The organism is Pantoea sp. X-Soil-MYKO-1785 (assembly GCF_059730675.1).
In genome coordinates this window covers 2,264,757-2,277,310 of sequence record NZ_AP036000.1, presented here as the reverse complement: position 1 = coordinate 2,277,310, position 12,554 = coordinate 2,264,757, and the positions used below count along the sequence as shown (strand labels likewise).

At 55.8% G+C, this 12,554-nt stretch carries 13 protein-coding genes; 8 read left to right on the top strand and 5 right to left on the bottom strand.

The window, feature by feature from the left end; genetic code table 11:
* Positions 1-29: 29 nt before the first annotated feature.
* A complete protein-coding gene (gene ribA / locus AC6I8D_RS10975) occupies positions 30-623 on the bottom strand; it encodes a GTP cyclohydrolase II (protein WP_031374552.1) in 594 nt (197 codons plus the stop codon).
* A gap of 227 nt (positions 624-850) precedes the next feature.
* Between ribA and pgpB the strand changes: the two genes are divergently transcribed.
* The 5 genes from pgpB (at position 851) to yciH (ending at position 4,469) form a co-directional block, all read left to right on the top strand.
* Complete coding sequence (gene pgpB, locus AC6I8D_RS10970) at positions 851-1,609, top strand: phosphatidylglycerophosphatase B (protein ID WP_312757111.1); 759 nt, start codon at positions 851-853, stop codon at positions 1,607-1,609.
* A gap of 134 nt (positions 1,610-1,743) precedes the next feature.
* A complete protein-coding gene (locus AC6I8D_RS10965; RefSeq protein ID WP_312054452.1) occupies positions 1,744-2,052 on the top strand; it encodes a LapA family protein in 309 nt (102 codons plus the stop codon).
* Positions 2,053-2,058: 6 nt separating this feature from the next.
* Positions 2,059-3,228 carry a lipopolysaccharide assembly protein LapB gene (gene lapB, locus AC6I8D_RS10960; protein WP_312054453.1) on the top strand — a complete coding sequence of 390 codons (1,170 nt, stop codon included), beginning with the start codon at positions 2,059-2,061 and terminating at the stop codon, positions 3,226-3,228.
* Between the two features lie 198 nt (positions 3,229-3,426).
* The gene (pyrF, locus tag AC6I8D_RS10955) at positions 3,427-4,146 is read left to right on the top strand and encodes an orotidine-5'-phosphate decarboxylase (protein WP_312054455.1); all 720 of its coding nucleotides are present in this window, start codon (positions 3,427-3,429) and stop codon (positions 4,144-4,146) included.
* Entirely contained in the window at positions 4,146-4,469 is a 324-nt protein-coding gene (yciH, locus tag AC6I8D_RS10950) for a stress response translation initiation inhibitor YciH (RefSeq protein ID WP_031374547.1), read from the top strand. The genes pyrF and yciH overlap by 1 nt, the downstream gene beginning before the upstream one ends.
* 78 nt (positions 4,470-4,547) lie before the next feature.
* On the opposite strand, the gene osmB is transcribed toward yciH, so the two are convergent.
* Complete coding sequence (osmB, locus tag AC6I8D_RS10945) at positions 4,548-4,763, bottom strand: osmotically-inducible lipoprotein OsmB (protein WP_312054457.1); 216 nt, start codon at positions 4,761-4,763, stop codon at positions 4,548-4,550.
* Between the two features lie 350 nt (positions 4,764-5,113).
* Here osmB and araD point away from each other — a divergent pair, with 350 nt between their 5' ends.
* From araD to AC6I8D_RS10930, 3 genes are all read left to right on the top strand, one after another.
* Positions 5,114-5,812, top strand: coding sequence for an L-ribulose-5-phosphate 4-epimerase (gene araD / locus AC6I8D_RS10940; protein ID WP_312757108.1), 699 nt, complete (start codon positions 5,114-5,116; stop codon positions 5,810-5,812).
* Between the two features lie 218 nt (positions 5,813-6,030).
* Positions 6,031-7,014, top strand: coding sequence for a 2-keto-3-deoxygluconate transporter (gene kdgT, locus AC6I8D_RS10935; RefSeq protein WP_312054460.1), 984 nt, complete (start codon positions 6,031-6,033; stop codon positions 7,012-7,014).
* 144 nt (positions 7,015-7,158) lie between these two features.
* Complete coding sequence (locus AC6I8D_RS10930; RefSeq protein ID WP_031374543.1) at positions 7,159-8,025, top strand: crotonase/enoyl-CoA hydratase family protein; 867 nt, start codon at positions 7,159-7,161, stop codon at positions 8,023-8,025.
* Positions 8,026-8,037: 12 nt separating this feature from the next.
* On the opposite strand, the gene pdeR is transcribed toward AC6I8D_RS10930, so the two are convergent.
* From pdeR to AC6I8D_RS10915, 3 genes are all read right to left on the bottom strand, one after another.
* A complete protein-coding gene (gene pdeR / locus AC6I8D_RS10925; RefSeq protein WP_312054463.1) occupies positions 8,038-10,023 on the bottom strand; it encodes a cyclic di-GMP phosphodiesterase in 1,986 nt (661 codons plus the stop codon).
* A 159-nt stretch (positions 10,024-10,182) separates the two neighbouring features.
* Positions 10,183-10,473, bottom strand: a complete 291-nt coding sequence (locus tag AC6I8D_RS10920) for a YbdD/YjiX family protein (RefSeq protein ID WP_312054464.1) — start codon at positions 10,471-10,473, stop codon at positions 10,183-10,185.
* A complete protein-coding gene (locus tag AC6I8D_RS10915) occupies positions 10,466-12,535 on the bottom strand; it encodes a carbon starvation CstA family protein (RefSeq protein WP_069728524.1) in 2,070 nt (689 codons plus the stop codon). Before AC6I8D_RS10915 ends, AC6I8D_RS10920 begins: the two co-directional genes overlap by 8 nt.
* Positions 12,536-12,554 lie beyond the last annotated feature (19 nt).

The window sequence follows — 12,554 nt, the reverse complement described above, 5'->3', positions numbered from 1 at the left end:
AAAAAGCCGGGGAAACCCGGCTTTTTCAATTATGACTTCGGCAGTATGTGCCCCATCTTTTCCGCTTTGGTGTCCAGATAGTGCGCATTCTTAGGATTGCGACCCACTACCAGCGGCACCCGTTCAACAATGTTAATGCCGGCTTCGCTGAGGATTTCAACTTTGCGCGGATTGTTAGTCAGCAGCCGCACTTCATTGACGCCGAGCAATTTAAACATATCAGCGCACAGCGTGAAGTCGCGTTCATCGGCGGCAAAACCGAGTTGATGGTTCGCTTCTACTGTGTCGTAACCTTTATCCTGCAACGCGTAGGCGCGGATCTTATTCAGCAGGCCGATGTTGCGTCCTTCCTGACGATGATAGAGCAACGCGCCGCGACCCTCTTCAGCGATGGCATTCAACGCCGCTTCCAGCTGGAAGCCACAGTCGCAGCGCAGGCTGAATAGCGCATCGCCGGTCAGGCATTCGGAATGAACGCGCGCCAGTACCGGCTCGTTGTCATTAATATCGCCAAAGACCAGAGCAACATGGTCATGTCCGGTTGCCAATTCTTCGAAACCGACCATCAGGAAATCTCCCCATGGCGTGGGCAGTTTGGCTTCTGCCACCCGTTTAAGCTGCATGTGACTCTCCAGAACCTTCAGAGGATGCACTATCATCATGATAGCGCACAGGCCAGTGTGGCCTGACAAACGTGCAATATTGTGCCACAACCCAGCGGCGCGCTGGTAATCTGTCAGAACAATTGGTGTGATAAAGCACAATTATCTAATCTAAAGCGCTTATGTTATTCTTTTTTAAGCTAAAGTTATGCTGGTTTCGCTGTTTGTCACCGATATAAGGGAAAAGGATGTATAAAATTTCGCGTCGTACCACCTTCGGGATGTTACTGCTGTTAATTATGCCGATCGGCGTCTGGTTATCGGGCTGGCAATGGCAACCGGGTGAAAGCAACGCGATGCTGAAAGGCCTGTTCTGGATGACCGAAACGGTGACCAATCCATGGGGGATTGTGACCAGCGTGCTGCTGAGTGCCTGGGTATTATGGTGCCTGCGTTTTCGTCTCAAGCCGGCCATCCTGCTGTTGCTGATCATGAATGCCACTATTCTGGCCGGTCAGTACACCAAATCGTTCATTAAAGAGCAGGTGCAGGAGCCGCGTCCGTATGTGATCTGGCTTGAACAGCATCATGGACTGGACGACAAAGCGTTCTACCAACTGAAGCGCAAGCAGCGTGGCGAAATGGTCACCGCGTTAATTGCCGATGAGAACCAGATTCCCGGCTGGCTGAAACGCCACTGGGCCTTCGAAACCGGTTTCGCCTTTCCGTCGGGCCACACCATGTTTGCCGCCAGCTGGGCCCTGCTGGCGATCGGTTTGCTGTGGCCACGTCGCCACTACAAAACGGTGGTTATCATCTTTCTCTGGGCGATGGGCGTCATGGGCAGTCGTCTGCTGCTGGGGATGCACTGGCCGCGCGATCTGGCCATGGCAACCGTGCTGTCGTGGCTGCTGGTCACCGTCGCGACCTGGCTGGCCCAGCGCGTCTGTGGTCCGCTAAGCCTGCCGCCAGCCGAGCAAAAAGAGGTGGCGCAGCGGGAACCCTGATTGTAATTCGCCATAAAGTCCCCATATTATTGATCGGGCTGGCGTAAAAGCGGGCCGTACGATGCTGCTGGGAGCAGCATTTTTGCCGGAGTTTTGGCATAATTCTACCTGACAACCTCACAACAGGATGCACTGTGAAATATTTGCTGATTTTTTTAGTGGTATTGGTCATTTTCATTATCTCCGTCACGTTAGGCGCGCACAACGACCAGGTTATTACCTTCAACTACCTGCTGGCGCAGGGTGAGTTCAGCATTTCGACCTTACTGGCAACCTTGTTTGGTGCGGGTTTCGTGCTCGGCTGGGTAATCTGCGGTCTGTTCTGGTTACGCACCCGCGTTTCGCTGGCCAATGCCAATCGAAAAATTAAGCGTATGCAGGCGCAGATTGAGCAGAGCACCGTGGTAGCGACAGCGCCATCCTCACCGGCTGGCCGGGAATAAACATCGATGCTTGAGCTGCTGTTTCTGTTACTGCCGGTTGCGGCTGCGTATGGCTGGTACATGGGCCGCCGCAGTGCGCAACAGGACAAGCAACAGGAAGCCAACCGTCTGTCACGCGAATATGTCGCTGGCGTCAACTTCCTGCTCTCCAATCAGCAGGATAAAGCGGTCGACCTGTTCCTCGATATGCTGAAAGAGGACAGTGGCACCGTTGAAGCTCACCTGACGCTGGGTAACCTGTTTCGCTCGCGCGGTGAAGTCGATCGCGCCATCCGCATCCATCAGGCGTTAATGGAAAGTGCCTCCCTCAGTTATGAACAGCGTCTGTTGGCGATCCAGCAGCTGGGCCGTGACTACATGGCGGCCGGGCTGTATGACCGCGCAGAGGATATGTTTAAGCAGCTGACGGATGAAACCGATTTCCGCATCGGTGCGCTGCAGCAGCTGTTGCTGATCCATCAGGCGACCAGCGACTGGCAGCAGGCGATTGACGTAGCTGAGCGGCTGGTCAAACTGGGCAAGGATAAGCAGAAAGGTGAAATCGCCCATTTCTACTGCGAACTGGCGCTTCAGGCGATGAGCAGTGACGACCTCGATCGCGCCATGAGCCTGCTGAAGAAAGGGGAGGCGGCCGATCGTCAGAGCGCACGCGTCTCGATTATGATGGGGCGTATTCTGATGGAAAAAGGCGACTACGCCAAAGCCGTCGGCCACCTGCAGCGGGTGCTGGATCAGGACAAAGAGCTGGTAAGCGAAACGCTGTCGATGCTCGAAACCTGCTTCCAGCGGCTCAATCAACCGGAAGCCTGGGCTGAATTCCTGCAACGCTGCGTTGAAGAGAATACCGGTGCTGCTGCCGAACTCTATCTGTCAGATATCCTTGAACAGCAGCAGGGGCCGGAAGCGGCGCAGAACTACATCAACCGCCAGCTTCAGCGCCATCCCACTATGCGGGTCTTCCATCGCCTGATGGATTTCCACCTGCACGAAGCGGAGGACGGCCGCGCCAAAGAGAGCCTGATGGTGCTGCGCGACATGGTCGGCGAGCAGATTCGCACCAAACCGCGCTATCGCTGCCAGAAGTGTGGCTTCACGGCTCATGCGCTTTACTGGCATTGCCCGTCGTGCCGCACCTGGTCATCAGTTAAGCCGATTCGGGGTCTTGACGGCCAGTAATGAGCGCGCCTTGCAGTGAGTTGCCAGCTCGGTTAATAGTTACAACATACTAAAGAGAGTTTACTACAATCCAGCACGGAGACAGTGCGCGCGAAGTCAGGCAGGGCGAGAATGGCGATTGTGATGACCCGAGGCCGCAGGTAGAATGCTTGCCGTTTGTCTATCGCGCCCGCGGGTGCCCACTGCAGAGGAAATGACATGTCTTCACCCCACACCGTGACCGCTTCGCCGATTCTGGTGGCACTTGATTATCATGACATCAACAGCGCGCTGCGCTTTGTCGATCAGATCGATCCGCGCAGCTGCCGGCTGAAAGTGGGCAAAGAGATGTTTACGCTGTTTGGCCCCTCGCTGGTCACCACGTTGCAGCAGCGCGGATTTGAGGTGTTTCTCGATCTTAAATTCCACGACATCCCCAACACCACCGCGCATGCGGTGGCCGCTGCTGCCGATTTAGGGGTATGGATGGTCAATGTCCACGCCAGCGGTGGGGCGCGCATGATGAACGCCGCCCGTGAAGCGCTGCTACCCTATGGTAAAGAGGCACCGCTGTTGATAGCCGTCACCGTGCTGACCAGTATGGATGAAGAGGATCTGAGAGGCCTCGGCATCACCCTCTCGCCGGCCGAACAGGCTGAACGACTGGCAAAGCTGACCCGCGAATGCGGCCTTGATGGGGTGGTCTGTTCGGCGCAGGAGGCGGTCCGCTTCAAACAGGTGATCGGTCAGGATTTTGCGCTGGTTACGCCGGGTATTCGTCCGGCGGGCAGTGATGCCGGCGATCAGCGTCGCATTATGACGCCGCTGCAGGCGAAACAGGCGGGGGTCGATTATATGGTTATCGGCCGTCCGATTACCCAATCTGCCGATCCGGCAGCGGCACTGCAGGCCATTCTGCACAGCCTGGAGGAGAAGTAATGGCAAATGATAATCCACTGGTATATTCAACCGACAGCGGCCGCATCACGCAGCCTGAGCAAAAGGCTGAACGGCCAAAAGGTGATGGTATTGTCCGCATTCAGCGCCAGACCAGCGGGCGTAAAGGCAAAGGCGTCTGCCTGATTAGCGGTATCGATATGGATGATGCCGGGTTAACGCAGCTGGCGGCTGAGCTGAAAAAGAAATGCGGCTGTGGCGGCTCGCTGAAAGAGGGCGTGATTGAAATTCAGGGCGACAAACGCGACCTGCTGAAAACGCTGCTGGAAGCCAAAGGCATGAAGGTCAAACTGGCAGGCGGCTGAATAAAAAATCGGGCTACAGAAGTAGCCCGATTGACAGGTAGATGCTTAGCGTAGCCGATTATTATTTTAATACGGTCATTAATGGACCTGATGACCGATAATACCACCTACCGCAGCGCCGCCGACCGTGCCGAGCGCGCTACCGTTAGTCAGTACTGAACCCCCAATCGCACCCGCACCCGCGCCAATCGCGGTATTACGGTCGCGTTTAGACCAGTTAGAACAGCCGCTTAATGCGACAACTAATGTGGTAGCCAGTACAACTGCGGTGATTCGTTTCATTTTAATTGTCATAAACTTCTCCTTTAATGTGCTCACAGAGGCAACACCTTAAGTATAGCTCCGATATTTCCTCAACCCGCTTGTGCGCCCATTATTGCCGCTTCCCTGTCGGCATCGAAACAGGATTCACCATCGACACACTGTCTGTAGCGGGTGAGTGACAACGCCGGACCATCAGGACCACGCATTGCCTGAGGGAATTCTATGCATTCTGCGCCAATTACGAAGATAGACAATTCTGAAATTACGACACATTTTTGCATTCACAGCCATTTCCCTCTGCGTTTATAGCCATTTGCTCCATAACCTTTTTGCGTCGTAATCCGCAGAATTTAAGGACAATTGTCGGCAGGAGAAAAGGCATGCTGGAACAGCTTAAACAACAGGTTCTGGACGCGAATCTGGATCTACCTAAATACAACCTGGTGACTTTCACCTGGGGAAATGTCAGCGCGGTAGACCGCGAGCGGGGCTTACTGGTGATTAAACCCTCGGGCGTGCGTTATGAAGAGATGACGCGCGACGATATGGTGGTGGTTGAACTGGCGAGCGGCAAGGTGGTGGAAGGCGATAAACGTCCTTCGTCCGACACGGCCACCCATCGAGCACTCTATCTGGCCTGGCCTGAGGTCGGCGGTATCGTCCATACCCATTCCCGCCACGCGACCATCTGGGCGCAGGCAGGGCGAGCGATTCCCGCCTGGGGCACCACTCATGCCGATGATTTCTACGGCGAGATCCCCTGTACCCGGGCGATGCGCGATGACGAGATCCAGCAGCAGTATGAATGGAATACCGGTGAAGTGATTATTGAAACCTTTGCCCGGCGCGGCCTGTCACCTTCAGCGATACCGGCGGTGCTGGTTAATTCACACGGACCCTTTGCCTGGGGTAAAGATGCCCATGCGGCGGTGCACAGCGCGGTGGTGCTGGAAGAGGTAGCCTACATGGGGCTGTTCAGCCAGCAACTGACGGCAAATCTGCCGCCGATTCAGCAAACCCTGCTTGACCTGCACTACCTGCGCAAGCATGGCGACAACGCCTGGTACGGGCAGAAATAATCGTCGGGACGCCTGCTGCGTCCCGTTTTTTTTAGCTCAGCTGCAACTGGTATGGCGATCGTGATCATACTTATCAAAACAATCAATCAATAAAAATAAAACACTGTTTCATTTTATCGAGGAGATCACTGTTTTCGTTACGCTCAGTCACTATTTTGCTTGCATCGCCTTCGGGCACTTTTCGCAGCTCCCACTGGCATAGCAAAGGTGACATCAATATGCATATCAAACGTGCAATAGACAAAATTCCTGGCGGCATGATGTTGATTCCGCTGTTTATCGGCGCGCTCTGTCATACCTTCTCTCCTGGTGCCGGAAAGTACTTTGGCTCTTTCACCAACGGCTTAATGACCGGCACCGTGCCGATTCTGGCAGTGTGGTTTTTCTGTATGGGGGCGTCGATCAAGCTAAGCGCCACCGGCACGGTGTTACGCAAGTCCGGCACGCTGGTGCTGACCAAAATTGCAGTGGCCTGGGTGGTGGCGGCTATTGCGTCGCGCGTGATGCCGGAGAACGGGGTTGAGGTCGGCATGTTTGCCGGTTTATCCACCCTGGCGCTGGTGGCGGCGATGGATATGACCAACGGCGGACTTTATGCCTCGATCATGCAGCAATACGGTTCCAAAGAGGAAGCGGGGGCATTTGTGCTGATGTCGCTTGAATCCGGTCCGCTGATGACCATGGTGATTCTCGGGACGGCAGGAATTGCGTCATTCGAGCCGCATGTGTTTGTCGGGGCGGTGCTGCCGTTTGTGGTGGGATTTGCATTAGGGAACCTTGATCCTGAACTGCGGGAATTCTTCGGCAAAGCGGTGCACACCCTGATCCCGTTCTTCGCATTTGCGCTGGGTAACACTATCAATCTGGCGGTGATCGTCGAAACCGGCCTGCTGGGCATCATGCTGGGCGTCGCGGTGATCATCATTACCGGCATCCCGCTGATTCTCACCGATCGACTGATTGGCGGCGGTGACGGCACGGCGGGCGTGGCCGCGTCCAGTACTGCCGGGGCTGCAGTAGCAACGCCGGTGTTGATTGCTGAAATGCTGCCGCAGTTTAAAGCGGTTGCGCCGGCGGCAACCGCGCTGGTGGCGACCTCGGTGATTGTCACCTCGGTGCTGGTGCCGATCATCACCGCCATTTATTCAAAACGCGTTAAGCGTATGCATGTCGCCATCGATCAACGCGCTGCCATCAAGTAACCCGCCTAATCAATCCCCGACAGGCCTGTCGGGGATCACTCTGGATTTTGTGTTGTAAATCAATCTCTCATTTGGTCTGGACTCACTCTGCATTACGCTGATGTGGCGTGTTAAGCGCATCAAATATAAACAGAGGATGAGACAATGACAGTTATTAACCAAGCAACGTGCAGATTATTTACCGAAGTCGGCAACACCACCCAGTTAGTCGCCTATTACGAGGAAGGACGACGCACCATGTGGATGATGTTGCGTGCTCAGCCGCGTCCCAGCTTCAACCACGAACTGATTGAGGAGATCATGAACCTGAGCTATGCCGCGCAGCGTTCCGGTTTGCCAATCGACTTCTGGGTGACGGGTTCGCTGGTGCCGCAGATGTTTAACGCCGGAGGTGACCTGCGCTTCTTTGTTGAGTGCATTCGCAATAACCGGCGCGAAGCGCTGCGGGCTTATGCCCGGGCCTGCGTTGACTGCATCCATTCAGCAGCTCGCGGCTTTGACACCGGCGCGGTCACGCTGGCGATGATTGAGGGCAGTGCTTTAGGCGGTGGCTTTGAAGCCGCGCTGGCGCACCACTTCATTCTGGCGCAGAACAACGCGCGGATGGGCTTCCCGGAAATTGCCTTTAACCTGTTCCCGGGCATGGGCGGCTATTCGCTGGTGGCACGTCGTGCCGGCATGAAGCTGGCCGAAGAGCTGATCTGTGAAGGGGAGTCGCACAGCGCGGAATGGTACGAAACACGCGGTCTGGTGGATAAAGTGTTTCAGCCAGGTGACAGCTATCGCGCCACCCGAACCTTTATCGATACCTTACGTCCGAAACTCAACGGCGTGCGGGCAATGCTGAAAGCGCGTCAGCGCGTGCTGCAATTGTCACGCGCTGAGCTGATGGACATTACCGAAGACTGGGTGGATTACGCCTTTACCATCGAACCCAAAGACATTGCTTATATGGAACGTCTGGTACAGTTACAAAACCGCCACAGCGCATCACTGCGTAAAGCGGGCTAGTAATTATCAGCGTTAAACGCGGGCAGGATGCTTAGCCAGCCAATGCCCAAATTGCTCCGCGGGCATTGGTTTTGCGTAGAGATAGCCCTGACGCCCGTCAACACCACTTTTAAGGATAAACTTCTCTTCATCCCGGGTTTCAATACCCTCGGCAATCACCAGCAGGTCAAGCGCCTTGGCGACGGCGACGATGGCACGCACCAGCGATTGTGAAACCGGCTGCTTATTGATATTACGGATAAAACTTTGATCGAGCTTGATGGCGTTAATCGGGACCCGCGCCAGTTGTGACAGCGAAGAATAGCCGGTACCAAAGTCATCCAGATGCACCTGAGCCCCCAAATCCTGAAATTGTTTCATCAGCTTCAGCGCTTCGGTCTCATTTTCGATCAGGCAACTTTCGGTCAGCTCAATGTCGATTGGGCAATCGGTCAGACCGGCCTCGGTCAGCGCCTGTTTCAAATCGCTGTAGATACTTTGATCGATCAGCTGGCGGGCAGAGACGTTGACGGCCACCCGCAGATACACGCCGTCCTGACGCCAGGCGATAATTTGCTTCAGCACGTTAAGCATCACCCAGCGACCCAGCGGCACAATCAGACCAGACTCTTCGGCGTAGGGAATAAAGTCGCCCGGCGAGACCAGCCCGCGCTCCGGGGAAATCCAGCGAACCAGCGCTTCGGCGCTGCGCACTTTACCGTCGCTGTCGATCTTCGGCTGATAGTGAACAATCAGGTGATCCAGCTCGAGCGCTTTACGCAGGTTGGTGTCGAGCCACAGATACTCAAACACCCGCTGATTCATCTCAGCCGCAAACACGCAAAACTTGCCGCGGCCGTTCTCTTTCGCATGGTACATGGCGGTATCGGCGTTGCGGATCAGGCTTTCGCGATCTTCGCCATGCATCGGGGCGAGGGCGATACCGATCGAGCAGCCGCTGTAGACTTCAATCAGCCCGATGCGGAACGGCTGACGCAGCCGCTCGAGGATGCGGGAAGACATCGCCTCCAGTGCCGCCTGGCTGGTATGTTCGGCCAGCACTACAAATTCATCGCCGCCTAAACGACCCAGGGTCTGATCTTTGCCGAGACAGCTCAGGATCGCCAGCGACACCGCCTGCAGTAGCTGATCGCCAAACATATGACCGTAGGCGTCATTCACTTTCTTGAAATTGTCGAGATCGAGATAGACCACGCCGGTCTGATCGTCACCGGCCTGCTCCAGCGCCTGGCTCATTTGCTGATGAATCGCGTTGCGATTGGGTAATCCGGTCACCGTATCGGTGTTGGCCAGCACCCGCAGGCGTTCCTGGGCGCGGCGCTCCTCGGTTATGTCCGTGCCTGAACAGATGAGGAAAATTTCATTTTTGCCACTGCCGCTGTGAACGAACTTATTACGAAACAAGAACAGTCGCTGGCCTTTTCTGGTTTTCACCCAGCGCTCGACCTCATAGGAGTTACCATCCCGGAAGAAGCCGGCAATGTTACGTCGCGAGGCTGCGGCTTCCTGTTTGGTCATAAACAGCTGAAAGACATTCCGGCCTATCACCTCATGTTCATTCAGACCGGTATATTCTTCACTCAGGCGGTTAAAACGCTGGATGTTGCCACGCTGGTCGAGAATGACGATCACCGAATTGGCTTCGGAAACCACCTGTTCGGCGAATGAAAGGCCCAATGTCAAATCGCGCGCGACCGCGGCGGTATCGCCCCAGGCGGAGGCGGTTCCGGCCCATGAAGATTGGTTAACTTTGCGACCGACCAGATGCAGCGGAACCGCAACACCCTGTAACGGCAGCGTCAGATTAATACTTGAGGTAATGACCGGCATGGCCCGTATCATCGCAGCCTGGCCGGGGGTTAGCGGCAGGGCTATGTTGGTTAGTGACGACTCATCTTCGGCAAAATTCAGCGCATCGCTGTCCGCGGTCAGACGCCAATGAGGGCTGGTTGTACCAAACAAGGTGTACAACAACGTTTGCCCTTGTTCATCGGTCATGGAAACTTCCTCCGGGGAGTGCTCTGCAGGCGTTATCTCATTATTTTAGCAACAGTATTCATCATCCGACCTTAGTACAAGGCACAAACCAAATATATTTTGCTATCAAGATAAGAATGGCACAAAAAAGCCCCACTTCTGTGGGGCTTATTACGCTCATCAGCAGGGACATTTCCCCAGCTTACCGGCCTGGCTTGGGAAGCGGGCATCCAGGCAGTAACGGTGAAAATCGCGCTCATTCATTGGCGGCTGTTCAGGGTGATGCAGTCGCATATGCTGCAGGTATGTTTGATAATCCTGCACCCCGACCATTAAGCGAAAGCACTGTTGCAGGCCGCGCCACAGGGTCCGCCAGCGAAAGGGGGCCGCCTCGCGGGCCGCGACAAACTGGCAGTGATGAATCTGCCACTTGCCCTGCGGACGACGCACCGGATGAATCGCATCAGACATGACGCACCTCCTTATTACGCAGCGCGACCGTCGACTCATGCGTGGTCGGCAGGTTACTGCGCAGTGCCTTACGGATGACAAAGAAGGCGGCAATCAGCATTGTCACCGCCACCAGCATGAAGAAGCCGCACAGCGCCGCATTGATCTGGTTGCTGAAGACGATGGTCTGCATATCGGCCACGGTTTTCGCCGGGGCAATCAATACGCCTTCATCCAGCCCTTTACGGAACTTGCTGGCCTGAGCCAGAAAGCCGATTGACGGTTTTTCATGGAAAATTTTCTGCCATCCGGCGGTCATTGAGGTAATGAACAGCCAGATAGTTGGCAGGATGGTGACCCAGGCGTAGCGCTGCTTTTTCATTTTGAACAGCACCACGGTACCGAGGATCAGTGCCATTGACGCCAGCATCTGGTTGCCGATGCCAAACAGCGGCCACAGGGTGTTAATGCCGCCCAGCGGATCGACCACGCCCTGATAGACAAAGAAGCCCCAGCCCGCCACCGCGACTGTGGTACCGGCCATGTTACCGAGCCACGAGCGGTTATTTGCCAGCGAAGGCACCACGGTGCCGACCAGATCCTGCACCATAAAACGGCAGGCGCGGGTACCCGCATCCACCGCGGTCAGGATAAACAGCGCTTCAAACAGAATGGCGAAGTGATACCAGAACGCCATCATCGCCCGGCTGTTAAAAATGTCGGTAATGATGTGCGCCATCCCGACGGCAAAGGTTGGTGCGCCACCGGCACGCGACAGGATAGAGCCTTCACCCACATCGCGGGCAATGCCGCTCAGCATCTCTGGCGTCACCACAAAGCCCCAGCCGTTGATCACCTGTGAGGCGCTCTCAACGGTGGTGCCGATCAGCGCAGCCGGTGAGTTCATGGCGAAATAGACGCCTGGGTCCAGCACCGAGGCGCAAATCAGCGCCATGATCGCCACGAAAGACTCCATCAGCATCGCCCCGTAACCAATGAAGCGAATATGGCTTTCACGCTCCACCAGTTTCGGTGTGGTGCCGCTCGACACCAGCGCATGGAAGCCGGAGATGGCACCACAGGCAATAGTGATAAACAGGAACGGGAACATTGCGCCGGAGAAGACCGGGCCGCTGCCGTCGATAAATTTGGTCACCGCCGGCATTTTCATCTCAGGCATGGCAAACACGATGCCAATCGCCAGCCCGACAATCACGCCAATTTTGAGGAAGGTAGACAGGTAATCACGCGGAGCCAGCAGCAGCCAGACCGGCAGGACCGAGGCAATGAAGCCGTAAATCACCAGAACCCAGGTGAGCGAAGTACCTTTCAGGGTGAAAAACGGCCCCCAGTAAGGATGCTGCGCTACGTCGCCGCCATAGATAATCGCCGCCATCATCAGCACAAAGCCAATCAGCGACACTTCAGCGATTTTTCCGGGGCGGATAAAGCGCATGTAAACGCCCATAAACAGCGCGATAGGAATGGTGGCGGCGATGGTAAACAGTCCCCACGGGCTGTTGGCTAGCGCCTTAACCACCACCAGCGCCAGCGCCGACAGAATGATGATCATCACGCCAAGCGCGCCGAGCATGGTGACCACACCGGCAAAGGCACCCAGTTCCTGCCGTGCCATCTCGCCCAGCGAGCGGCCATCGCGGCGGGTAGAGATAAACAGGATCAGAAAGTCCTGTACCGCACCGGCCAGCATCACCCCGACCAGAATCCATATGGTGCCGGGCAGGAAGCCCATTTGTGCTGCCAGAATCGGCCCGACCAGCGGACCGGCCCCGGCAATGGCCGCGAAGTGGTGACCAAACAGCACCCATTTGTTGGTCGGCACATAATCGAGACCGTCATTCAGCCGCTCGGCGGGTGTCAGGCGGCGATCATCCAGTTCAAAAATATTGCGGGCAATAAACAGGCTGTAGAAGCGATAGGCGATGCTGTAGCAGGCCACCGCCGCAATCACCAGCCAGACTGCGTTGACGTGTTCGCCGCGGCTGAGTGCCAGCATAGCGAAAGCGCCCGCGCCGATTAACGCCACCACTAACCAGATCGCGCCGGTTTTGACGTTTTTCATGACTAACTCCTTGTGAGGA

Excerpts from the sequence above, each read along its gene's own strand:
- kdgT (WP_312054460.1), top strand. The coding sequence starts at position 6,031 with ATGCATATCAAACGTGCAATAGACAAAATTCCTGGCGGCATGATGTTG.
- AC6I8D_RS10930 (WP_031374543.1), top strand. The coding sequence starts at position 7,159 with ATGACAGTTATTAACCAAGCAACGTGCAGATTATTTACCGAAGTCGGC.
- AC6I8D_RS10915 (WP_069728524.1), bottom strand. The coding sequence starts at position 12,535 with ATGAAAAACGTCAAAACCGGCGCGATCTGGTTAGTGGTGGCGTTAATC.
- pyrF (WP_312054455.1), top strand. The coding sequence starts at position 3,427 with ATGTCTTCACCCCACACCGTGACCGCTTCGCCGATTCTGGTGGCACTT.
- osmB (WP_312054457.1), bottom strand. The coding sequence starts at position 4,763 with ATGACAATTAAAATGAAACGAATCACCGCAGTTGTACTGGCTACCACA.
- yciH (WP_031374547.1), top strand. The coding sequence starts at position 4,146 with ATGGCAAATGATAATCCACTGGTATATTCAACCGACAGCGGCCGCATC.
- pgpB (WP_312757111.1), top strand. The coding sequence starts at position 851 with ATGTATAAAATTTCGCGTCGTACCACCTTCGGGATGTTACTGCTGTTA.
- pdeR (WP_312054463.1), bottom strand. The coding sequence starts at position 10,023 with ATGACCGATGAACAAGGGCAAACGTTGTTGTACACCTTGTTTGGTACA.
- araD (WP_312757108.1), top strand. The coding sequence starts at position 5,114 with ATGCTGGAACAGCTTAAACAACAGGTTCTGGACGCGAATCTGGATCTA.
- ribA (WP_031374552.1), bottom strand. The coding sequence starts at position 623 with ATGCAGCTTAAACGGGTGGCAGAAGCCAAACTGCCCACGCCATGGGGA.
- AC6I8D_RS10920 (WP_312054464.1), bottom strand. The coding sequence starts at position 10,473 with ATGTCTGATGCGATTCATCCGGTGCGTCGTCCGCAGGGCAAGTGGCAG.
- lapB (WP_312054453.1), top strand. The coding sequence starts at position 2,059 with ATGCTTGAGCTGCTGTTTCTGTTACTGCCGGTTGCGGCTGCGTATGGC.